20 protein-coding genes are annotated in these 20,833 nt (G+C 60.2%); 17 read left to right on the forward strand and 3 right to left on the reverse strand.

The window, feature by feature from the left end; all coding sequences use genetic code 11:
* Nucleotides 1-132 precede the first annotated feature (132 nt).
* Complete coding sequence (locus I9184_RS01885) at nucleotides 133-2,526, forward strand: UvrD-helicase domain-containing protein (RefSeq protein WP_209832506.1); 2,394 nt, start codon at nucleotides 133-135, stop codon at nucleotides 2,524-2,526.
* 88 nt (nucleotides 2,527-2,614) lie between these two features.
* Here I9184_RS01885 and I9184_RS01890 read toward each other — a convergent pair whose 3' ends face one another.
* Complete coding sequence (locus tag I9184_RS01890; RefSeq protein WP_209832508.1) at nucleotides 2,615-2,821, reverse strand: DUF1330 domain-containing protein; 207 nt, start codon at nucleotides 2,819-2,821, stop codon at nucleotides 2,615-2,617.
* A 373-nt stretch (nucleotides 2,822-3,194) separates the two neighbouring features.
* Nucleotides 3,195-3,419, reverse strand: a complete 225-nt coding sequence (locus tag I9184_RS01895) for a DUF1127 domain-containing protein (protein WP_171630987.1) — start codon at nucleotides 3,417-3,419, stop codon at nucleotides 3,195-3,197.
* A 966-nt stretch (nucleotides 3,420-4,385) separates the two neighbouring features.
* Between I9184_RS01895 and mraZ the strand changes: the two genes are divergently transcribed.
* The 10 genes from mraZ (at nucleotide 4,386) to I9184_RS01945 (ending at nucleotide 14,627) form a co-directional block, all read left to right on the forward strand.
* A complete protein-coding gene (gene mraZ, locus I9184_RS01900; protein WP_171630988.1) occupies nucleotides 4,386-4,889 on the forward strand; it encodes a division/cell wall cluster transcriptional repressor MraZ in 504 nt (167 codons plus the stop codon).
* Between the two features lie 4 nt (nucleotides 4,890-4,893).
* Nucleotides 4,894-5,889, forward strand: a complete 996-nt coding sequence (rsmH, locus tag I9184_RS01905) for a 16S rRNA (cytosine(1402)-N(4))-methyltransferase RsmH (protein WP_171633764.1) — start codon at nucleotides 4,894-4,896, stop codon at nucleotides 5,887-5,889.
* On the forward strand, nucleotides 5,886-6,254 hold the full coding sequence (locus I9184_RS01910; RefSeq protein WP_152458671.1) for a cell division protein FtsL: 369 nt from the start codon (nucleotides 5,886-5,888) through the stop codon (nucleotides 6,252-6,254). The genes rsmH and I9184_RS01910 overlap by 4 nt, the downstream gene beginning before the upstream one ends.
* A complete protein-coding gene (locus I9184_RS01915; RefSeq protein ID WP_209832510.1) occupies nucleotides 6,251-8,038 on the forward strand; it encodes a penicillin-binding protein 2 in 1,788 nt (595 codons plus the stop codon). The genes I9184_RS01910 and I9184_RS01915 overlap by 4 nt, the downstream gene beginning before the upstream one ends.
* A 22-nt stretch (nucleotides 8,039-8,060) precedes the next feature.
* The gene (locus I9184_RS01920) at nucleotides 8,061-9,560 is read left to right on the forward strand and encodes a UDP-N-acetylmuramoyl-L-alanyl-D-glutamate--2,6-diaminopimelate ligase (RefSeq protein WP_209832512.1); all 1,500 of its coding nucleotides are present in this window, start codon (nucleotides 8,061-8,063) and stop codon (nucleotides 9,558-9,560) included.
* Nucleotides 9,557-10,951 (forward strand): UDP-N-acetylmuramoyl-tripeptide--D-alanyl-D-alanine ligase, encoded by a 1,395-nt coding sequence (gene murF, locus I9184_RS01925; RefSeq protein ID WP_209832514.1) that lies wholly within the window; start codon nucleotides 9,557-9,559, stop codon nucleotides 10,949-10,951. Before I9184_RS01920 ends, murF begins: the two co-directional genes overlap by 4 nt.
* Before the next feature lie 36 nt (nucleotides 10,952-10,987).
* Entirely contained in the window at nucleotides 10,988-12,070 is a 1,083-nt protein-coding gene (mraY, locus tag I9184_RS01930; RefSeq protein WP_171630992.1) for a phospho-N-acetylmuramoyl-pentapeptide-transferase, read from the forward strand.
* Nucleotides 12,071-12,087: 17 nt separating this feature from the next.
* On the forward strand, nucleotides 12,088-12,750 hold the full coding sequence (locus tag I9184_RS01935; protein ID WP_209832516.1) for a hypothetical protein: 663 nt from the start codon (nucleotides 12,088-12,090) through the stop codon (nucleotides 12,748-12,750).
* Nucleotides 12,747-14,147 (forward strand): UDP-N-acetylmuramoyl-L-alanine--D-glutamate ligase, encoded by a 1,401-nt coding sequence (murD, locus tag I9184_RS01940; RefSeq protein ID WP_171722916.1) that lies wholly within the window; start codon nucleotides 12,747-12,749, stop codon nucleotides 14,145-14,147. Before I9184_RS01935 ends, murD begins: the two co-directional genes overlap by 4 nt.
* 105 nt (nucleotides 14,148-14,252) lie before the next feature.
* Nucleotides 14,253-14,627 (forward strand): glycine zipper family protein, encoded by a 375-nt coding sequence (locus I9184_RS01945; protein WP_245217959.1) that lies wholly within the window; start codon nucleotides 14,253-14,255, stop codon nucleotides 14,625-14,627.
* Here I9184_RS01945 and I9184_RS01950 read toward each other — a convergent pair.
* The gene (locus tag I9184_RS01950; protein ID WP_171630994.1) at nucleotides 14,624-15,805 is read right to left on the reverse strand and encodes an NAD(P)/FAD-dependent oxidoreductase; all 1,182 of its coding nucleotides are present in this window, start codon (nucleotides 15,803-15,805) and stop codon (nucleotides 14,624-14,626) included. The two genes, I9184_RS01945 and I9184_RS01950, sit on opposite strands and share 4 nt — an antisense overlap.
* A 189-nt stretch (nucleotides 15,806-15,994) precedes the next feature.
* Between I9184_RS01950 and I9184_RS01955 the strand changes: the two genes are divergently transcribed.
* The 6 genes from I9184_RS01955 (at nucleotide 15,995) to I9184_RS01980 (ending at nucleotide 20,811) form a co-directional block, all read left to right on the forward strand.
* A complete protein-coding gene (locus I9184_RS01955) occupies nucleotides 15,995-16,330 on the forward strand; it encodes a cupin domain-containing protein (protein ID WP_209832518.1) in 336 nt (111 codons plus the stop codon).
* Between the two features lie 226 nt (nucleotides 16,331-16,556).
* Nucleotides 16,557-17,720, forward strand: a complete 1,164-nt coding sequence (ftsW, locus tag I9184_RS01960; protein WP_171362489.1) for a putative lipid II flippase FtsW — start codon at nucleotides 16,557-16,559, stop codon at nucleotides 17,718-17,720.
* Complete coding sequence (locus I9184_RS01965; RefSeq protein WP_209832520.1) at nucleotides 17,720-18,817, forward strand: UDP-N-acetylglucosamine--N-acetylmuramyl-(pentapeptide) pyrophosphoryl-undecaprenol N-acetylglucosamine transferase; 1,098 nt, start codon at nucleotides 17,720-17,722, stop codon at nucleotides 18,815-18,817. Before ftsW ends, I9184_RS01965 begins: the two co-directional genes overlap by 1 nt.
* Nucleotides 18,814-20,223 carry a UDP-N-acetylmuramate--L-alanine ligase gene (gene murC / locus I9184_RS01970; RefSeq protein WP_171630998.1) on the forward strand — a complete coding sequence of 470 codons (1,410 nt, stop codon included), beginning with the start codon at nucleotides 18,814-18,816 and terminating at the stop codon, nucleotides 20,221-20,223. The genes I9184_RS01965 and murC overlap by 4 nt, the downstream gene beginning before the upstream one ends.
* A 76-nt stretch (nucleotides 20,224-20,299) precedes the next feature.
* Nucleotides 20,300-20,548, forward strand: a complete 249-nt coding sequence (locus tag I9184_RS01975; protein WP_171631000.1) for a DUF2484 family protein — start codon at nucleotides 20,300-20,302, stop codon at nucleotides 20,546-20,548.
* Entirely contained in the window at nucleotides 20,545-20,811 is a 267-nt protein-coding gene (locus I9184_RS01980) for a DUF2484 family protein (protein ID WP_171114920.1), read from the forward strand. Before I9184_RS01975 ends, I9184_RS01980 begins: the two co-directional genes overlap by 4 nt.
* The last annotated feature ends 22 nt before the right edge of the window (nucleotides 20,812-20,833 follow it).

Consider the following 20,833-nt stretch of genomic DNA (forward strand, 5'->3'; position numbering starts at 1 on the left):
ACAGAGAGTTAACGGGGTGCGGGGCGGTGGTGTGTTTGTTTAGAATTGAATGTAAAAAGAAGTGCGAAAAGTCTGTGAACAAGCCGTGAACAAACCCTTTCCCTTCGCGCTCATCCGGCGTAGTTTGGGGCCATGAGCAGTTTTGACGAAATGGACGCCTTCGAGGGCGCATCGCTGTCGGCGCGGGCCATGGCCGTGCGCCCTTCGCCCTATCTGGATGAGCTTAACCCGGCACAACGGGACGCGGTCGAGCGTCTGGATGGCCCGGTTCTGATGCTGGCAGGTGCCGGAACGGGCAAGACCAAGGCTCTGACCGCCCGGATCGCACATCTTCTCAACACCGCGCGCGCACGTCCGAATGAGATTCTGTCGGTAACCTTTACCAACAAGGCCGCGCGCGAGATGAAGGAACGGGTGGGCCGCCTGTTGGGGCAGCCTGCTGAGGGGATGCCATGGCTGGGTACCTTTCATTCGATCTGCGTCAAACTGCTGCGCCGCCATGCGGAACTGGTCGATTTGAAATCGAACTTCACCATTCTGGATACCGACGACCAGTTGCGCCTGCTCAAGCAGTTGGTGCAGGCCGCAAATATCGACGACAAACGCTGGCCTGCGCGGATGTTGCTGGGAATCATCGACGATTGGAAGAACCGAGCGCTGACACCCGACAAGGTGCCAGCCGCCGATGCCGGGGCTTATGACAACAAGGGCATTGAGCTATATGCCCAATATCAGACCCGCCTGCGCGAATTGAATGCGGTGGATTTCGGCGATCTGCTTCTGCACATGGTTACGATCTTCCAGACCCATCAGGATGTTCTGGAGCAATACCAGCGCTGGTTCCGCTATATCCTGGTGGACGAGTATCAGGACACCAACATCGCCCAATATCTGTGGCTGCGGCTGCTTGCGGGCGGGCACAAGAACATCTGCTGCGTCGGCGATGACGATCAGTCGATCTATGGCTGGCGCGGGGCCGAGGTGGGCAACATCCTACGGTTCGAAAAGGACTTTCCCGGCGCGTATGTGGTGCGGCTGGAACAGAACTACCGCTCGACCCCGCATATTCTGGCGGCTGCGTCGAACGTCATTCGCGGCAATGAAAACCGTCTGGGCAAAGAGCTGTGGACCGAAGCCGAGGAAGGCCACAAGGTCAATCTGATCGGCCATTGGGACGGCGAGGAAGAGGCCCGCTGGATCGGCGAGGAAATCGACGCGATGCAGGGCGGTACGCGCGGTATTCGCCCGATGAACCTTGATGAGATCGCTATCCTCGTCCGCGCCAGCCACCAGATGCGCGCCTTCGAAGACAGGTTTCTGACCATCGGTCTGCCCTACAAGGTGATCGGCGGCCCGCGATTCTACGAGCGGATGGAGATTCGCGATGCCATGGCCTATTTCCGGCTGGTGGTCAGCCCCGAGGATGATCTTGCGTTTGAGAGAATCGTAAACACGCCGAAACGCGGCCTTGGCGACAAGGCGCAGCAAACCATCCAGATGACCGCGCGCGGAAATGGGGTGTCACTGGTCGAAGGTGCTCGGATTGCGGTCGATAACGGGTTGATCAAGGGCAAGGGAGGCAAGGCGCTGCGCGAACTGATCGACGGTCTGGCGCGTTGGAATGCGATGACACGTGGGCCGCGGATCGAGGTGGACGACGATTCGGTGATCGATGACGGTTCGCCCATGCGGTTCGGCGCACCCGAGCATACGCATATCGAACTTGCGCAGATCATTCTCGACGAATCCGGCTATACCGCCCACTGGCAGAACGACAAGACGCCCGAAGCGCCGGGGCGCCTTGAAAACCTCAAGGAACTGGTGAACCAGCTGGACAATTTCGAGAACCTGCAAGGGTTTCTGGAACATGTCAGTCTGGTCATGGACAACGAACAGGACAGCGACGGGGCCAAGGTTTCGATCATGACCCTTCACGCGGCCAAGGGGCTGGAGTTTCCCGCCGTCTTCCTGCCGGGCTGGGAGGACGGGCTGTTCCCCTCGCAGCGGTCAATGGACGAATCCGGGCTCAAGGGGCTCGAGGAGGAACGGCGGCTGGCCTATGTCGGCATCACCCGTGCCGAAGAAGTGTGTACCATTTCTTTTGCCGCCAACCGGCGGGTGTTCGGTCAGTGGCAGAACTCGATGCCGTCCCGTTTCATCGACGAATTGCCGGAAGATCACGTTGAGGTCCTTACGCCTCCGGGGCTCTATGGCGGCGGCCAGCCCGCTGCTGGCATTGAAACCCGCGCGGCCGAAGCGAATGTCTACAACTCGCCGGGCTGGAGACGGATGCAGGCGCGGCAGGGGCAATACGGCATGTCGCAGCCACGCGAATCCCGCAACACGGTGATCGACGCGACCGCCGTGGCCAGTTTCACGCTAGGGGAACGGGTGTTCCACCAGAAATTCGGCTATGGCGCGGTTGTCGGGATCGAGGGCGACAAGGTCGAAGTCGAATTCGACAAGGCAGGCACAAAGAAAGTGGTCTCGCGTTTTCTGACCAACAAGGATGACGTCCCGTTCTGAGGCGTCATATCACTTCGACCAGAACCAGATTGGTTGAGGCGGTGGCTTGCCGGACCTTCGCCAGCTCGATGTAATCAGGGTCGTCTTTCTAGGCTTTCGCCGCGGCAAGGTCCGGAAACTCCATCAGCACAATGCCACCTTTGGGCCAATCGCCTTCGACCCGTTCGACCGGTTTCGATGAAACCGTGAGCAGGCGTCCTTTGTGGCGGTCGAAGATCGGCATGAAACCCGCCAGATAATCCTGATACCCATCCGGGTGGTGGATGTCGATCTGCGCGATGAAATAGGCGGCCATTGTTTCCTGCGGATCAGAAATCAGAGGGCCATCTTACACCTATGTCAGAAAAACAAAAAAACGGCGGTTCCCAGGGAGGAGGAAGGGGAACCGCCGTCTTGTCAACATCAGAGCAGGGAGGAGGAGAGCCCCGATGTATTCGAACCCGGGTTTGAGCCCGGTATGGAGAAGACGCGGCGACGTCAGGGAGGAGGAAGGCGTCGCCGCGCGCTTTCAACATCAAGGCAGGGAGGAGGAGAGCCTCGATGTATCAGGATCCGGCGGGTTGAGGCCGGTATATGGTGCGGCAACGTCAGGGAGGAGGAGAGACGTTGCCGCTGATAACAGACCCTAAGGGAGGAGGAAGGGCCTGATCTCGATATTCGTGGCGCGCTTATTGCGCGATGTGATCGTTGGCGGCCTGCATGGCCACCCGACGGATCATGGAACGATGCAGGCCCAGATCGGCCAGTTCACGGTCCGACAGTCCTGCCAGCTCATTGACGGTCTGGCGATACATACGATAGCGGGCAAAACGCGCCTTTGCGTTTTCGATCAAAGTTGCGATTCCGAACGCCGGTGTGCTCTTCGATGCTGTATGTGTGCTTGCGACTGCCATGCTCATCATCCGTATTTATTTGCTTTGCCGATTACGCTCGGCCCTTGCTTGAGGTTGAAAATAGGCAAATGCTGCGATTGCACAATAGGTCGCGTCGTCAATGCTGCTATGCAGCAAGCGCATAGATTGGTTCAGTTTTTTCCTTCAACTCGAAATGCACCTTGAAACATTGGGCCTTCCCTTGGGTCACGGGTGACAGCGGAAACATGGCCTTCTTTTGGCTTGCCTTTTAATTGAGCGGTGTTGGCTGGAATATGTGCGCAATAAAACCATTCAAGACGTGCGTGTGACCGAAGCGCCAGGCAAGGCGTGGCGGTTCAGCTATTCCCTGATGCACGATTTGCCAGTTTCGCACGTCGCAGAGCAAACTGCCCGAACGCCACGGGATTTCATGGGCCAATGTGGTTGTCGAGGGGAAGTCCCGCCGAAATTGCGCTCAAAGTGCAGATGATTCTGCGAGATCGCTGCCCAAAGATGCCGGGTTTTTCCACCCTGAATGGTAACTCTTAAGATATTCCGGGAAATCGTGGGAAAAAAATTCCAACTTCGAATTGTCTATATCTGGGGTGCTGCGCGGAAAGACCTCCTACAATTGGTGTCATTGTACTCAAATTTCATGATGGTATTGTTGTTGGAGCGTGTTTCATGGAGCACGGTTCGCAAAATTCCTGTTGATTTCCATGAATTCCCATGGCATCCCTAATACATCCGATGAGGACGAGGCAGCAGGGGCACCAAACGACCCCGACCAAAAATAATCAGGTTTCATACAGGCATCTCGCTTTCATCAATCAAGAGATCCGGCGCGCGGGCGAGCAGACATCCCCCCAGGTGGCGCGTGCAGCTGGACATCCCGCACAGCGGGTCAATGCGGCGGGTTGATCAGTGGCAGCAGATCAACCCGCCGTTTTTCATCCGGGGGGAACGCGAATTTCAAGTGGGGCGCAAGCGAAAGGGACAGTCGTCTTGGCGCGCAGGTTCAGAGGTGAAAGCCACCATAAGGTGGATGCGAAAGGCAGGGTGTCGATCCCGGCCTCGTTTCGCCGCGTGCTTGAAGCCTCCGATCCCAACTGGCAGCCCGGCGACAATCCAGAGCTTGTGATTGTCTACGGGGATCATCGCCGCAAATACCTGGAATGCTACACGATGGAGGCGATCGACGAGGTCGATGCCAAGATCGATGCGCTGCCACGTGGCGCGATGAAGCGCAAGATGTTGCAGCGCCTGTTCCATGGGCAGTCCTTCCCGACCAATGTCGATGAAACCGGGCGGCTGGTTCTGCCGGCAAAGCTGCGCAAGAAAATCGGTCTTGAGGGCGAGGCGTTTTTTATCGCCGCCGGGGATACTTTTCAGATCTGGAAGCCCGAGACCTACGAATCCGAGGAACTGGCGGCGACCGAGGAATGGCTGGACGGCCTTGGCGACGATGTTGATCCATTGGAATTCCTCGATGAAGTCGAGGGCGGGTGACGGCATGGCGGCCGCGGATCATCCACAACCGGACGCGCCTCACATCCCTGTCTTGCTGCGCCCGCTCTTGGCGGCGGTGGCGCCGGTCACGGGCGTCTGGCTGGACGGAACCTTCGGCGCAGGCGGGTACACCCGCGGATTGCTGGAGGCCGGGGCCGACAAGGTGATCGGCGTGGATCGCGATCCCTTGGCTTTTGAGATGGCGTCAGACTGGGCGGGCGCCTATGGTGATCGGCTGGTGATGCAGCCCGGCGTGTTCTCTCGTATGGATGAATATGCACAGAACCTGGACGGCGTTGTTCTGGACCTTGGCGTTTCCTCGATGCAACTGGACCAGGCCGACCGCGGGTTTTCCTTCATGAAGGATGGTCCTTTGGACATGCGCATGAGCCAGGATGGCGAAAGCGCCGCCGATCTGGTCAATACCGCGACCGAGGCGCAACTGGCCGACATCCTGTTCCACTATGGTGAAGAACGCGCCAGCCGCCGGATTGCCAAGGCGATCGTCAAAGCGCGCACGGAAGAGCCGATCACCACAACCCTGCGTCTGGCCGCGATCATCGAATCCTGCCTGCCACGTCCGAAACCGGGGCAATCCCACCCGGCCACGCGCAGCTTTCAAGGGCTGCGGATCGCCGTGAATGCAGAATATGAAGAGCTGTTTCAAGGGCTGATGGCCGCTGAACGTGCTTTGAAGCCCGGCGGGCAACTGGCCGTTGTCACTTTCCATTCCATTGAAGACCGAATGGTGAAACGGTTTTTCCAGTCCCGCGCGGGCAAGACGGGGCGCGCGAACCGCTATGCGCCCGAGATTGAACAGGAACAGCCGCAATTCACACTGAAGACCCGCAAGGCGGTGGGGCCTGACGAACAGGAATTGCAGGAAAACCCGCGCGCGCGCTCGGCAAAACTGCGTGTGGCGATCCGAACCGAAGCTCCGGCGGGGGAAATTGAAGCGCGGGCCATCGGAATGCCGCAACTGGGGGGAAGGGCAAGATGAAGAGTGTTTTGTATGTGTTGACTGCTCTGTCCGTGTTCGGGTTGGCGTTGTGGGCCTATCAGGAAAACTACCGAACCCAGCAAGTGGTAAAGGAAACCCAGTCTTTGCAGCGCGAGATCGGAATGGCACAGGTGCGACTGGCTGTTCTGAACGCGGAATGGGCCTATCTGAACCGCCCGGACAGGCTGCGCGAACTGGCCGACCTGAACTTTGAACGCCTTGGTCTGCTGCCGTTGCGGGCCGAGCAGTTCGGGCGCGCGGATCAGATCGCCTATGCCGAAGACCCGGACCTGCCCGTCGTTGATCCGATTGAATTGCAGGCCATCACTGACATTCAGGCTTTGGGCGAGGTGCAGATTCCATGACACGCACCCCTCTGCGCCCCCTGGCCCGAATCCTAGATGCCCGCGCGCGGGGCGAAAATCCCAAGGCAATCGAGCGTGAGAACATCCGCAAGCGCCACGAAGAGATGAAGGATCGCGCCCGCGCCCGCGCCGAAGGGCGTCTGCTGGTGCTGGGCCTGTTCTTCTTCTGCGCTTTTTCAGTCGTCGGTGTCCGCATGGGCATGCTGGCGACATCGGAAGCACAAGAGCCTCTGGCCAGCGCACCAGGTGCGGCGATTGCCATGCAGCGCGCCAACATCGTCGATCGCGAAGGGCGCATACTGGCCACCAATCTGGACACCTATTCCGTTTACGCGCAGCCCCCGTTGATGATCGATCCCGTCGCCGCTGCAGAGCAGTTGGTTGCGATTTTTCCTGATCTGGACAAAGAGCGGCTGATCAAGGACTTCACCGGCAACCGCAAATTCCTGTGGATCAAGAAACGCATTTCGCCCGAGCAGAAGCAGGCCGTGCACGACATCGGTGATCCCGGCATCCTGTTCGGTCCGCGTGAAATGCGGCTTTACCCCAACGGGCGGCTGGCCGCTCATATCCTGGGCGGGTCCGGTTTTGGTCGTGAAGGCGTCAGCGCCGCCGAAGTGATCGGCGTGGCCGGTGTGGAAAAGCAGTTCGACGATTATCTGCGCGATCCGGCCAACGGCAACAAGCCACTGCAACTGTCGCTGGACCTGACGATTCAAGCCGCAGTAGAACAGGTTCTTTACGGCGGTATGAAGATCATGAATGCCAAGGGGGCCTCGGCCGTTCTGATGAACGCGCATACGGGCGAGGTTATTTCCGCTGCTTCGCTGCCTTCTTTTGATCCGAATGACCGCCCGCGCCCACCGACCTCGGGCTTTGACCCCTCGGACAGCCCGCTTTTCAACCGTTATGTACAAGGCGTGTATGAACTGGGATCTGTTTTCAAGATTTTCACCGCGGCCCAGGCCGTTGAACTTGGATTGGTGAATTCGAACACCATCATCGATACGTCCGGGCCGATGAAGATCGGCCGCTTTCCCATCGGCGAATTCAACGGCAAAAATTACGGCAAGATCAGCGTGGCGGATGTGATCGTCCACAGCTCGAACCGAGGCACGGGGCGTCTGGCCTTGCAAATCGGTGCCAAACGGCAGCAGGAGTTTCTGGACGCGCTTGGCATGTTCGATCCGACCCCATTCGAGATTGTCGAGGCCAAGGGCGGTGTGCCGCTGAAGCCGAAGAAATGGGGCGAGCTCAGTACCGTGACAATTTCTTATGGCCACGGCCTGTCGACCAGCCCGATGCATCTGGCCGCGGGATACGCGGCGATTGCCAATGGCGGGCATTACGTCAGCCCGACCATTCTGCGCCGGAACGGCCCGCAATACGGGCCTCGTGTCATGTCGCAGAACACTGCACGGCAGGCGCAAAAGATGCTGCGCAAAGTGGTAACGGACGGCACCGCCAGTTTCGCCGAGGTCAAGGGCTATGACGTGGCCGGCAAGACCGGTACGGCCGACAAGCCCAAACCGCGCGGCGGGTACTATGATGACAAGGTCATTGCCACCTTCGCGACGATCTTCCCGGCCTACGATCCGCAATACGTTTTGATCGTGACGTTGGACGAACCTTCGATCGTGGCCTACGGTGAAAAACGCCGCACGGCCGGGTGGACCGCCGTGCCTGTTGCCGCCGAACTGATCGGACGCGTCGCACCGTTGTTGGGGTTGCGTCCCCGGCTTGAGCCTGAGGCGGGCGCTGCTATAACGCTGACCTCAAACTAGGCTGTCCGGCAAGAGGTGGGTCATGGGCACAAGGACGAAGAAACTCAGCCAGCTGGCCCTGACCGCAAGAGAGGGCGCAAACCCGGATATCACCGGTCTGGCCGTTGACAGCCGCGAGGTGAAAGAGGGCTTCCTGTTTGCCGCGCTGCCCGGGTCCCGCGTTCATGGCGCAGAATTCATCCAGTTTGCCCTGCGCATGGGGGCCGCTGCGATCCTGACCGATGCCGAAGGGGCAGAGATCGCCGAGGCCGAACTGGCAGCCTCGGACGCAGCGCTGGCCGTGGTGGAAGACCCGCGACAGGCGCTGGCCGGTGCCGCGGCGTTGTGGTTCGGCGCGCAGCCGCAAACCATCGTGGCCGTCACGGGAACGAACGGCAAAACATCTGTTTCCACCTTCGTTCGGCAGATCTGGTCCGCGCTTGGCCACGCCGCCGTCAACCTCGGCACCACCGGGGTTGAAGGTGCGTGGACAGCGCCGCTGGCCCACACCACGCCCGAGCCGATCACCTTGCACCGCTGTCTGGCCGAGGCGGCCGAGAACGGCGTGACCCATGCCGCAATGGAGGCTTCGTCCCACGGCCTTGAACAGCGCCGCCTTGACGGCGTTCACCTGACCGCCGCCGGTTTCTCGAACTTCACGCAGGACCACCTGGATTACCACGAAACCTTCGAGGCCTATTTCAACGCAAAGGCCGGTCTGTTCGACCGGGTTTTGCCGCAGGATGGAACGGCCGTTGTCAACCTAAGCGACCCGAAAGGGGCCCAGGTCCGGCGGATCGCCGAGATGCGCGGCCAGTCGGTGCTGACGGTGGGGCTGGGCGATGCCGACCTGTGTCTGATCAACCAGCGGTTCGACGCCACGGGGCAGGACCTGCGCTTTGCGTGGCAGGGCCGAACGTTCCAGACCCGCCTGAACCTGATCGGCGGGTTTCAGGCCGAAAATATCCTGCTGGCCTGTGGCCTGGTGATCGCTGCCGGGGACAGCCCCGAACGGGTGTTCGAAACTCTGCCCCATCTGACGACGGTTCGCGGGCGGATGCAACTGGCCGCCACGCGTGACAATGGCGCGGCGGTGTTTGTGGATTATGCCCACACGCCTGATGCTGTTGCCACGGCACTCAAGGCGCTGCGCCCGCATGTGATGGGCCGTCTGATTGCCGTTATCGGTGCGGGCGGGGATCGCGACGCCAGCAAACGACCCTTGATGGGCAGGGCGGCAGCCAACCATGCAGACGTGGTCTTTGTCACCGATGACAACCCGCGCAGCGAAGATCCGGCAGTCATCCGCGCGGCCGTGATGGCAGGCGCGTCAGAGGCAGCAGGCGACGCCAGCGTGACCGAAGTCGGCGACCGCGCCGAGGCCATCCTGCGCGGCATCGATGCGCTGCAACCCGGTGATGCGCTGCTGATCGCCGGAAAGGGGCATGAAACCGGTCAGATCGTGGGAGATCAGGTTCTGCCCTTCGACGATGTCGAACAGGCCAGCATTTCCGTTGCAGCGCTGGACGGGAGGGTCGCATGACGCTCTGGACTGCATCCGAGGCTGCTCAGGCAACGGGTGGACGGGTCACGACCGACTGGGCCGCTGATGGTGTCTCCATCGACACCCGCACCCTTCAACCCGGTGATCTGTTCGTGGCGCTGAAAGCGGCACGGGACGGGCATGAGTTCGTAGCCCAAGCGCTTGAGAAAGGCGCGGGCGCGGCTTTGGTCTCGCATATTCCCGACAACGTATCGCCAGACGCACCACTGCTGATCGTCGAAGATGTGCAGGCGGCGCTCGAGGCTTTGGGGCAGGCGGCTCGCGCCAGAACGGATGCGCGTGTGGTGGGGGTGACCGGCAGTGTCGGCAAGACGTCGACCAAGGAAATGCTGGCCGTGATCCTCGAAACACAGGGCAGAACCCATGCCAGCGTGGCCAGCTACAACAACCACTGGGGCGTTCCGCTGACCCTTGCCCGGATGCCGCGCGACACTGAATTCGCAGTGATCGAGATTGGCATGAACCATCCGGGCGAGATTGCCCCGCTGGCCCGGCAAGCCCGCCCGCATGTGGCGCTGGTCACGACCGTGGCGGCGGTGCATCTGGAAGCCTTCGAGAATGTGGCTGGCATCGCCCATGAAAAAGCTGCGATCTTTGAAGGGCTCGAATCCGGTGGCGCGGCAATCGTCAATGCGGATATCGAGCACGCGGACATCCTGCGCCAAACGGCACTTGGGCAGGGGGCCGGGATCGTGGATTTCGGCCAAGGCGCAACGGATTACCGGCTGACCGACGTTCAGCAGGGGACGAGCGCCGTGAATGCCGAAGCTGCCGTTGGTGATCAGGTATTCCGCTTTGCGGTGAACTCTGCCGGTACGCATTTCGCCATGAACGCACTGGGGGCTTTGGCAGCCTGCGTTGAACTGGGTGTCGATCTGGATGACGCTATCGCGGGTCTGCGCGCATGGTCTCCGGTCAAGGGGCGCGGCGTACGGGAAAGCCTGCCTTTGCCCGGCGGCGGGCAGATCGAACTGCTGGATGACAGCTATAACGCCAACCCGACCTCGATGGAGGCCGCGCTGGATGTCTTGGCCGCCTCCAAAGGCACCCGCCGCGTTGCGTTTCTGGGTGACATGAAGGAACTGGGCGCCCAGGAAGAGGCCATGCATGCCGCCATGGCGGATATCGAGGCGATGGCGCGCGTGGATCAGGTTCATTGCATCGGGCCATTGATGCAGGCAATGCACCGCGCGCTGCCCGAGAAGAAACGTGGGCTCTGGTTCGCAACCAGTGCGGAAATGGCGGAACATCTGCCTGCTTTGATCCGGGATGGAGACACGGTGCTCGCCAAGGGCTCGCTCAGCATGGCGTTGGCCGCGATTGTTGACGGTCTGCGCAAAATGGGGCAAGGGGGCGCGCTTGATGGGTGAACTTGCCCGCGCGCCTCGTGTGAGAAAGGTATTGTCATGCTGTACTGGTTGACCGCTCTGTCGGACGGAGGGGATTTCTGGAACCTCTTCCGGTATATCACCTTCCGCGCAGGCGGTGCCTTCATGACCGCGCTGATCTTTGGGTTCATCTTCGGAAAACCCCTGATCAACGTGCTGCGCAAGAAACAGGGCAAAGGCCAGCCGATCCGTGACGACGGCCCCGAAGGGCATTTTTCCAAGGCAGGCACGCCGACGATGGGTGGATTGCTGATTGTCGGAGCTCTGGTCACGTCAACCCTTGTCTGGGCGCGGTTGGACAACCCTTATGTCTGGATGGTTCTTTTTGTGACCTTGTCTTATGCGGCCATCGGATTCGCGGATGACTACGCGAAGGTCTCAAAACAGAATACGCAGGGGGTTTCAGGCAGGATGCGCCTGGCTTTGGGCGTGATTATCGCCGTGCTGGCTTCGCTTTGGGCGACATTGCACCATCCCGAGGCGTTGCAGAACCAGCTGGCTGTACCCGTCTTCAAGGACACGCTGGTCAATCTGGGCATCTTCTATATTCCGTTCTCGATTGTCGTGATCGTCGGGGCCGCCAATGCGGTGAACCTGACCGACGGTCTGGACGGGCTGGCCATCATGCCGGCGATGATCGCAGCCTCGACTCTGGGCGTGATCGCCTATGCGGTCGGTCGGGTCGACTTTACCGAATATCTCGATGTGCATTACGTACCCGGCACCGGTGAGATCTTCATCTTCACCTCCGCGTTGTTCGGAGCCGGCCTCGGGTTTCTCTGGTACAACGCCCCTCCGGCGGCAGTGTTCATGGGTGACACCGGATCGCTGGCCCTGGGCGGCGCGCTGGGTGCCATCGCCGTGGCCACCAAGCACGAGCTGGTTCTGGCCGTGGTCGGCGGCCTGTTCGTGGTCGAAGCGCTGAGCGTGATCATTCAGGTCCTCTATTTCAAGCGCACCGGCAAACGGGTCTTCCTGATGGCTCCGATCCATCATCATTATGAGAAAAAAGGCTGGGCCGAGCCGACCATCGTGATCCGCTTCTGGATCATCTCGCTGATCCTGGCGATGATCGGTCTGGCGACGTTGAAGGTCAGATAGCCGTTATTGAAGTAAATATGCACTCCAAGAATGAAAAACTGTCCTCGAGAGACAGAATCTACGCGATCACCTCAGGTTTGCAGTCCGCCGGGTTGGCGTTTGCCTTTGTTAAGTTCGGCGTTGACCCTCTAACCGGCGGTCAACCGATCTGGTTTTTGGACCAAATTCTTGCGCTCCAGAAGCCGAATTTATCCTACTGGACGGTAGTAATCGTGGCGGCACTCTTTAGTATCATTAGCATTTTGTTGTCGGTTGGTTTGGTGCGTATCGCGGGAAGTATGCAATCCAATTCTAAAAAGAGTTGGAGGATGTTTCGCAGGTGCAGGGTATGTAGAAAGGTCTTTTCTCGGGACATGCAGCCGCTGCTTTGGACTGCCATGCTGAGTTTTTTGGGCCTGATTGTTTTGGGGCTGTTTGAATATCAAGTCCGGATTCTCATTATTGCAGTGGCAGTTGTTTTGCTCGCTGCGCTGCATGTTGCGCAAAGTTCGATGCAAATCTTGGGTTACAAATTAAAAGATTTGGACGGGAGAATTGATCCCATGGCAGTAAAAAGCCAGATTCTTGGTTTGTTTTTTGCGACACTCCTGTTTCTTGGCGGATTAGTAACTGTAGACTTTCAAAAACCTGATCCTGTGATCAAGGTGCTTGTGGAAATTGAAGCGGTAGTGAACAAATGATCCCGGTCAAAGGCTTTGCAGGGCAGAAAGTGGCCGTTCTGGGGCTGGGCCGGTCCGGTCTGGCCACTGCACGTGCGCTGCGTGCGGGCGGGGCGGAACCGGTGTGCTGGGATGACAACCCGGCCGCCCGTGATACCGCCGAAGGCGAGGGATTCACCTGCGCCGACCTGCGCAAGCATGGGGCATTTGACGACATCGCGTCGCTGATCGTTTCACCGGGCATTCCGCATCTCTATCCTGAACCGAACCCCGTGGTGGCGGCAGCCCTGGATGCAGGCGTGCCGGTGGACAATGACATCGGCCTGTTCTTCCGCTCCTTTGCCGGACCGGAATGGAACAACTACGACACGCCTCCGCGCGTGATTGCGGTGACAGGCTCGAACGGGAAATCGACGACTGCCGCTTTGATCCATCATATCCTGACCGAGGCCGGTCGCGAGGCGCAGTTGGCGGGGAATATCGGGCGCGGTGTTCTGGATATTGATCCGGGCGGTGATGGTTCGGTCGTGGTGCTGGAGCTTTCCAGCTATCAGACCGAGCTGGCCCGCGCTCTGACCCCCGATGTGGCGGTGTTCACCAATCTGTCGCCCGATCATCTGGACCGCCACGGCGGCATGGGGGGATATTTCGCGGCCAAGCGGCGCCTCTTTTCCGAAGGCGGCCCGGATCGCGCGATCATTGGCGTCGACGAAACCGAAGGTGCGTTTTTGGCAGGGCAACTGGCTGAAGGACCATCGGATGACCGGGTGATCCGTATCTCGGTGGCGCGGAAGCTGACTGGGCCGGGCTGGCAGGTCTTTGCGCGCAAAGGGTTCCTGTCGGAATACCGCAAGGGGCGGCAGGCGGGGTCTATCGACCTGCGCGCCATCAAGGGCCTGCCCGGTGCACATAACCACCAGAATGCCTGCGCGGCCTACGCCGCCTGCCGGTCGCTGGGCCTTGCCCCGCGCGTGATCGAGGATGCGCTGCATTCCTATCCGGGTCTGCCGCATCGCAGCCAGATCATCGCCGAGGCCGATGGGGTTACCTACGTCAACGACTCCAAGGCGACCAATGTCGACAGCGCCCTGAAAGCGCTTATGGCATTCAAAAAGATCCGATGGATTTGCGGCGGTCTTGAGAAAGAGGGTGGCATATCAGCCCTGAACATGGCGGCGGGCGAAGTCATCAAGGCCTATGTGATCGGTCGCGAAGCGGCCGGTTTTGCGATGCAGCTCGAGGCTGATGCGCAGGTCTGTACGACGATGTCAGAGGCCGTGGCGCAGGCCATGGCGGATGCCCGACCCGGCGAGACGGTCCTACTGGCGCCCGCGGCGGCAAGTTTCGACCAATATGACAACTTTGAACAGCGCGGCGAGGATTTTGCAACGCAGGTCAAGCGCCGGCTGACAGAATAGCCATTTGCAATAGACCGCCGGCTGGGCCAAACTTGGATGCTATCAGCTTGACGCGGCACCATTATTGGTTTTGCCTGCCAGCAGATTCAACACGAGGTTATGACTATGCCATTTCGTAGACTTTCTCTGATCCTACCTGCCATTCTTGTTGCGGGGGCCTGTACGAACACGGGTGCTAACTATCAGCCCATCGTCGACGGTCCGGTCGGCCCGAATTACAACGTGGACCTGCAGCAATGCCAACAACTGGCGGCATCGCAGAGCAGCGTTGATGGCTCTACCGCGGGGAATGCAGCAATTGGCGCAGCGGGTGCTGCGGCCGTTACCGGGATCGTTCAGGACAGCAGCGACAATCTTGGTCGCGCGGCTGTGGCAGGTGCCCTGGTAGGCGCTGGCGCAGACGTCATCAATAAAAACCAGAACAAGGAAGTGATCGTGCGCAACTGCATGCGCGGGCGTGGCTACAACGTCGTAGGCTAGCGTCCGGCGGCAATTGCAACACCTGCAGCATGGCCTGACGACCATGCCCACTGGAAGTTGTAGCCGCCCAACCAACCGGTGACATCAACTGCTTCGCCAATTGCATAGAGGCCGGGGACATCCCTGGCCTCCATCGTTTTCGAAGACAAGTCATCCGTGTTGATCCCGCCCAAGGTGACTTCGGCGGTGCGATACCCCTCGGTCCCCGACGGCACCAGTTGCCACGCAGACAAGGCCGAGGTCAGTTCGGCCAGTTTCGCGTCCGACTGATCCGCCAGCTTCCCGGACATCGGAATGATCCGACACAGGTAATCGACCAGCCGGGCCGGCAGATGCCGCGCCAGTTCAGTGGTCAGCGCCTTGCGGCCAGCGCTTTGCCGCTGTGCGCGCAACAGATCCAACAGGGGCAGGTCGGGGATCAGGTTCACCTGGATTGCCTCACCTTCGCGCCAGTATGACGACAGTTGCAACACCGACGGCCCGCTGAGACCGCGATGGGTGAACAGCAGCGCCTCGTCGAAGCTGGCGCGATCATTCGACAGTCGCACGGGAAGTGAAACGCCGGACAGGTCCTTGAACCGCCCGTCCGAGAAGGTGAAAGGCACCAGCGCCGCCCGAGTCTCGGTCATCCGCAACCCGAACTGGCGCGCGATGTCATAGGCCAGCCCGGTAGCGCCCATCTTGGGAATCGATTTCCCGCCCGTCGCCAGCACCAGATTGGCGCAGGTCAGGTGCTGCCGTTGCCCGTCACGCTCCACCTCCAGCGCAAAGCCGCCTTCGGTCTTGCGCAGATCGCGCAGCAAGGTTTGAACCCACAGCTCTGCTCCTGCACCGCTCATTTCATCCAGCAACATCCGGATGATCTGTTTCGAAGAGCCATCGCAGAACAACTGGCCCAATGTTTTCTCATGCCAGGCGATGTTGTGACGCTCGACCAGATCGATGAAATCCCATTGCGTGTACCGTGAAAGGGCGGATTTGCAGAAATGCGGGTTTCGCGACAGGAAGTTGCCCGGCCCGGCATACATGTTGGTGAAATTGCAGCGCCCCCCGCCCGAGATGCGGATTTTCTCGCCGGGTGCCTTGGCATGGTCAATCACCAGCACGCGCCCACCGCAATGGGCCGCACACATCATGCCGGCAGCCCCGGCCCCAAGGATGATCGTGTCGTAGGTCATGCGCGGGGGATGGCGTGGATTAAACAAGATGGCAAGAGCCCATGCCGAAGTCGCGCGGCGCGCGCTCGCCGCGTTCTCTCAAATTCGAAGTCGGCTGACAGGGCGATTGCCAGAGTTCCAGCGCACTGACATGCTGCGGCCATACCGCAAAGAGGTTTTGACAAGACAAACTGGCAAAAGGAACTCTGAATGCAATTCCCCGAATTTATTTCGTCATTTCCAAAACTGGATGTGCCTTTTCCTGAAGACGTGGTGCAGACGGCCGTCATTCGATCAGATGCAGGGCTGGTCGCTTTCTTCACTTTTCTTAAGGACATGGAGCTTCCCCTGCATTCGCATGGTGCCCAATGGGGGACGGTGGTTGAGGGTGAAATTGAACTCACGATCGGTGGCCAGACCCGCATCTACGGCCCCGGCGACAGCTACTCGATCCCAAGCGGAGTCGCGCACGGAGGGACCATCAAGGCGGGGTCTCGCGTCATTGACGTGTTTGAGGAACCCGACCGATATCCGATCAAGGAATAATGCATAGCAACCCGCCTTGTGGATCAACGCGCGCCGCTCCGCCAAGCGGTGTGTCCAAAGCTGCAATAACCACGGGCCGCCACGTGCAGCCGGGGGTGCTTTGGGCCTGGAAGGTCGATTTATGCCTTGTGGCTTCATCCTACTAGCCCAAACACAAAAATCCCTGTAGAGTCTCAATCAGACCCCGAAAACGGGGCGTTGACGAGGCAGAGAGTGGCGGTATCTCATGACTGAGATGGTGTATGGCGCGGTCCAGGACCAGCGCGGAGAACCGATTCTACCGAAATGGTGGCGCACAATCGATCGCTGGACGATGTCCTGCGTTCTGATCCTGTTTGCCATCGGTCTGTTGCTGGGGCTGGCGTCTTCGCCACCGCTGGCCGGGCGAAACGGGTTCGATCCGTTCCATTATGTCGAACGTCAGGCCATCTTCGGCGGATTGGCGCTGATTGCGATGCTTCTGACCTCGATGATGTCACCGACGCTGGTGCGTCGTTTGGCGGTGCTGGGTTTCCTGGGGGCCTTCGTGGCACTGGTTTTCCTGCCCGTCTTCGGGACCGACTTTGGCAAGGGCGCGGTGCGCTGGTATTCGCTGGGGTTCGCCTCGCTTCAGCCGTCCGAGTTTCTGAAGCCCGGCTTCATCGTCGTTGCTGCATGGCTGCTGGCTGCCTCACAAGAGATCAACGGCCCGCCGGGGCGAATCTGGTCGTTTGCCCTGTGCATGGCGATTGTCGGTATGCTGGTGATGCAACCTGATTTCGGTCAGGCCTGCCTGATCCTGTTCGGCTGGGGGGTGATGTATTTTGTCGCCGGGGCGCCGATGCTGCTGCTGGTTGGAATGGCCGGGTTTGTTGTTCTGGGCGGTATGTTCGCCTATTCCAATTCTGAACACTTTGCCCGCCGTATCGATGGCTTTCTGAATCAAGAGGTCGATCCGACCACCCAGTTAGGCTATGCCACCAACGCCATCCGCGAAGGGGGGCTGTTCGGTGTCGGCGTGGGTGAGGGGCAGGTCAAGTGGTCGCTGCCGGACGCGCATACCGATTTCATCATCGCGGTCGCGGCCGAGGAATACGGCCTGATCCTGGTGCTGATCATCATCGCGCTTTATTCGTTGGTCGTGGTACGTTCGTTGCTGCGCCTGATGCGGGAACGCGACATGTTCATCCGCCTGGCGGGCACCGGTCTGGCATGCATGTTCGGCGTGCAGGCGATGATCAACATGGGTGTTGCGGTACGTCTGCTGCCCGCGAAGGGAATGACGCTGCCTTTTGTCAGCTATGGCGGCTCATCCCTGATTGCAGGCGGTATTGCGGTCGGAATGCTGCTGGCCTTCACCCGAACCCGCCCACAGGGCGAGCTTGGCGAAATTCTGCGCGGACGAGGATAATGGCGAACCCTTACCTGTTGATTGCGGCTGGCGGGACCGGGGGGCACATGTTCCCGGCTCAGGCGCTGGCCGAGGCGATGCTGAACAAGGGCTGGCGCGTGCGCCTGTCCACCGACCCGCGCGGCGCCCGCTATACCGGTGGTTTCCCGCATTCGACCGAGATCGTCGAGGCATCATCGGCCACTTTCGCGCGTGGCGGTCTGGCGGCCAAGGCCATGGCCGGCCCCAAGATCGCCGGTGGCGTGGCTGGCATGGTGTTCCAGATGGTGCGGGACAAGCCCGACGTCGTTGTGGGTTTCGGCGGGTATCCCTCGATCCCGGCGCTGAGCGCTGCGACCATGCTCAAAATCCCCCGCATGATCCACGAACAGAACGGGGTGCTGGGGCGTGTGAACCAGTTGTTCGCCGCCCGTGTCGCGCAGGTGGCCTGTGGTGTGTGGCCCACGGACCTGCCCGAGGGCGCGCATGGCATCCACACCGGAAACCCGGTCCGGTCCGCCGTTCTGGACCGCGCCGCGGCCGGTTACATTCCGCCCGGTGATTATCCGATGTCGGTCCTTGTCATGGGCGGTTCGCAAGGCGCACGCATCCTCAGCGATGTGGTGCCTGGTGCCATCGCCGCACTGCCCGAAGAAATCCGCACTCACATCCGCGTGGCGCATCAGGCCCGGGACGAGGATGGCGAGCGCGTCACAGCCTTCTACAACGAACACGGCATCCGCGCCGACGTGCAGCCCTTCTTTGATGATGTCCCCCGTCGCATGTCGGATGCCCAACTGGTGATCTCGCGGTCTGGCGCGTCCAGCGTTGCCGATATCTCGGTCATCGGGCGCCCGTCGATCCTGATCCCCTTTGCCGCCGCCGCCGGAGATCACCAGACAGCCAACGCACGGGGCTTGGTGCAGGCGGGCGGGGCCATCATGATCCCGGAAAAGGCTCTTGACGTTCCTGCGCTGACACAGCAAATCACCACGGTTCTCACGAACCCCGAAGCCGCACAGAAAATGGCCCATGCCGCCTTGTCCGTCGGGGCACCTGACGCCACCGAGCGTCTGACAGCCCTTGTTGAACAATTGGCGCAGAAGGAGACCACATGAACCCAGCAACCAAACTGCCGCAGGACGTAGGGCCGATTCACTTTGTGGGGATCGGCGGGATCGGAATGTCGGGTATCGCCGAGGTGCTGCTCAATCTGGGGTACCGGGTTCAGGGCTCGGACCTGAAGGCATCGAAGATCACCGACCGGCTGGCAAGTCTGGGGGCCGAGATCTTTGTCGGTCAGCGCGCGGAAAACCTTGAAAACGCGGCCGTTGTGGTGGTCTCGACCGCGATCAAACCGGGCAACCCCGAGCTTGACGGCGCCCGTGCCCGCGGCCTTCCGGTGGTGCGCCGGGCTGACATGCTGGCCGAACTGATGCGGCTGAAATCCAACATCGCCATCGCCGGGACTCACGGCAAGACCACCACGACCACGATGATGGCCGAACTGATGGTGGCAGGGGATTTTGACCCGACCGTGATCAATGGCGGCATCATCCATGCCTACGGCTCGAACGCCCGGATGGGACAGGGCGAATGGATGGTGGTCGAAGCGGACGAGAGCGACGGCTCGTTCAACCGCCTGCCCGCGACCATCGCCATCGTCACCAATATCGACCCCGAGCATATGGAGCATTGGGGCGATTTCGACAAGTTGCGCGCGGGTTTCCATGAATTCGTATCGAATATCCCCTTTTACGGGCTGGCTGTGTGTTGCACCGACCATGCTGAGGTGCAGGCGCTTGTCGGCCGCATCACCGACCGCCGCGTGCGCACCTATGGCTTCAACGCGCAGTCCGATGTGCGGGCCGAGAACCTGACCTACAAGGGCGGCGTCGCGCATTTCGACATTCACCTGCAATACGAAGACAAGGTGATTGAAGGCTGCACTCTGCCGATGCCCGGCGACCACAACGTCTCGAACGCTTTGTCCGCCGTGGCTGTTGCCCGCCATCTGGGCATGAAAGCCTCGGAAATTCGCGAGGCACTGGCCAATTTCGGCGGCGTCAATCGCCGCTTTACCAAGGTCGGAGAGGTCGACGGTGTCACCATCATCGACGACTATGGCCACCACCCCGTTGAAATCACCGCAGTCCTGAAGGCCGCGCGACAGGCGACCGAAGGCCGCGTAATCGCCGTGCACCAGCCGCACCGTTATTCGCGCCTGTCCAATCTGTTCGATGATTTCTGCACCTGCTTCAATGACGCCGATGTCGTGGCTATCGCCGATATCTTCGCGGCTGGTGAAGACCCGATCGAAGGCGCATCGCGCGACGATCTGGTGCAGGGTCTGATCCGTCACGGCCACCGCCACGCCCGCGCGCTGTTTGACGAAAACGATCTTGAGCGGCTTGTGCGAGAGCAGGCCCGCCCGGGCGATATCGTAGTCTGCCTCGGGGCCGGTACGATCAGCGCCTGGGCCAATGGTCTGCCTGAGAGATTGCAACGAAAACAAGCTGTTTGACTTCCCTTCTGTTTGGTGCACAACCTGAAAGTGTAAAAAGTTGCCCGCAGCCGCCGCATGTCCTCGGAGGGGACAGATGGACTATTCGATGATCATTGCCGCCCTTTGGGTGATCTGCGCCACGATCGTGGCGTTCTTGCCGATGCGAATGCAGTTTCCGCCGGGCGTGACCCTGCTGATCTGCGCTCCGGTACTGATCGTCTGGCTGGGTTATGATCACGGTTGGTTCTGGTCGGTTTTCGCCTTCGGCGGATTCGTTTCGATGTTCCGCAACCCCATCCGGTATTACTGGCGAAAATGGGTGCGCGGGGAGGTCATGGAATGAACTGGTCCATCGCCCTTGCCGGTCTGTGGGGCGTTTCCGCGAATCTGCTGGCAATGATCCCGAGCAAAGACAACCACTGGACACGCGCCTATATCCTGATCGCCGTGGGCATTCCGATTCTGGGGTATGTCACCTATCAGAACGGCCCGTGGATCGGCTTGCTGGTGCTGGCCATGGGTATGTCCGTGCTGCGCTGGCCCGTGATTTATCTGACCCGTTGGACAAAGATGAAAATGCAGGGCATGAAGGCGGCTGACGAATAACCGGCCAGTTTCAGGAGGTCCG

It is taken from the genome of Ruegeria sp. HKCCE3926, assembly GCF_017872515.1.
Lineage (GTDB): Bacteria > Pseudomonadota > Alphaproteobacteria > Rhodobacterales > Rhodobacteraceae > Ruegeria.

Excerpts from the sequence above, each read along its gene's own strand:
- I9184_RS01885 (WP_209832506.1), top strand. The coding sequence starts at position 133 with ATGAGCAGTTTTGACGAAATGGACGCCTTCGAGGGCGCATCGCTGTCG.
- I9184_RS01890 (WP_209832508.1), bottom strand. The coding sequence starts at position 2,821 with ATGGCCGCCTATTTCATCGCGCAGATCGACATCCACCACCCGGATGGG.
- I9184_RS01895 (WP_171630987.1), bottom strand. The coding sequence starts at position 3,419 with ATGGCAGTCGCAAGCACACATACAGCATCGAAGAGCACACCGGCGTTC.
- rsmH (WP_171633764.1), top strand. The coding sequence starts at position 4,894 with ATGGCGGCCGCGGATCATCCACAACCGGACGCGCCTCACATCCCTGTC.
- I9184_RS01910 (WP_152458671.1), top strand. The coding sequence starts at position 5,886 with ATGAAGAGTGTTTTGTATGTGTTGACTGCTCTGTCCGTGTTCGGGTTG.
- I9184_RS01915 (WP_209832510.1), top strand. The coding sequence starts at position 6,251 with ATGACACGCACCCCTCTGCGCCCCCTGGCCCGAATCCTAGATGCCCGC.
- I9184_RS01920 (WP_209832512.1), top strand. The coding sequence starts at position 8,061 with ATGGGCACAAGGACGAAGAAACTCAGCCAGCTGGCCCTGACCGCAAGA.
- murF (WP_209832514.1), top strand. The coding sequence starts at position 9,557 with ATGACGCTCTGGACTGCATCCGAGGCTGCTCAGGCAACGGGTGGACGG.
- mraY (WP_171630992.1), top strand. The coding sequence starts at position 10,988 with ATGCTGTACTGGTTGACCGCTCTGTCGGACGGAGGGGATTTCTGGAAC.
- I9184_RS01935 (WP_209832516.1), top strand. The coding sequence starts at position 12,088 with ATGCACTCCAAGAATGAAAAACTGTCCTCGAGAGACAGAATCTACGCG.
- murD (WP_171722916.1), top strand. The coding sequence starts at position 12,747 with ATGATCCCGGTCAAAGGCTTTGCAGGGCAGAAAGTGGCCGTTCTGGGG.
- I9184_RS01945 (WP_245217959.1), top strand. The coding sequence starts at position 14,253 with ATGCCATTTCGTAGACTTTCTCTGATCCTACCTGCCATTCTTGTTGCG.
- I9184_RS01950 (WP_171630994.1), bottom strand. The coding sequence starts at position 15,805 with ATGACCTACGACACGATCATCCTTGGGGCCGGGGCTGCCGGCATGATG.
- I9184_RS01955 (WP_209832518.1), top strand. The coding sequence starts at position 15,995 with ATGCAATTCCCCGAATTTATTTCGTCATTTCCAAAACTGGATGTGCCT.
- ftsW (WP_171362489.1), top strand. The coding sequence starts at position 16,557 with ATGACTGAGATGGTGTATGGCGCGGTCCAGGACCAGCGCGGAGAACCG.
- I9184_RS01965 (WP_209832520.1), top strand. The coding sequence starts at position 17,720 with ATGGCGAACCCTTACCTGTTGATTGCGGCTGGCGGGACCGGGGGGCAC.
- murC (WP_171630998.1), top strand. The coding sequence starts at position 18,814 with ATGAACCCAGCAACCAAACTGCCGCAGGACGTAGGGCCGATTCACTTT.
- I9184_RS01975 (WP_171631000.1), top strand. The coding sequence starts at position 20,300 with ATGGACTATTCGATGATCATTGCCGCCCTTTGGGTGATCTGCGCCACG.
- I9184_RS01980 (WP_171114920.1), top strand. The coding sequence starts at position 20,545 with ATGAACTGGTCCATCGCCCTTGCCGGTCTGTGGGGCGTTTCCGCGAAT.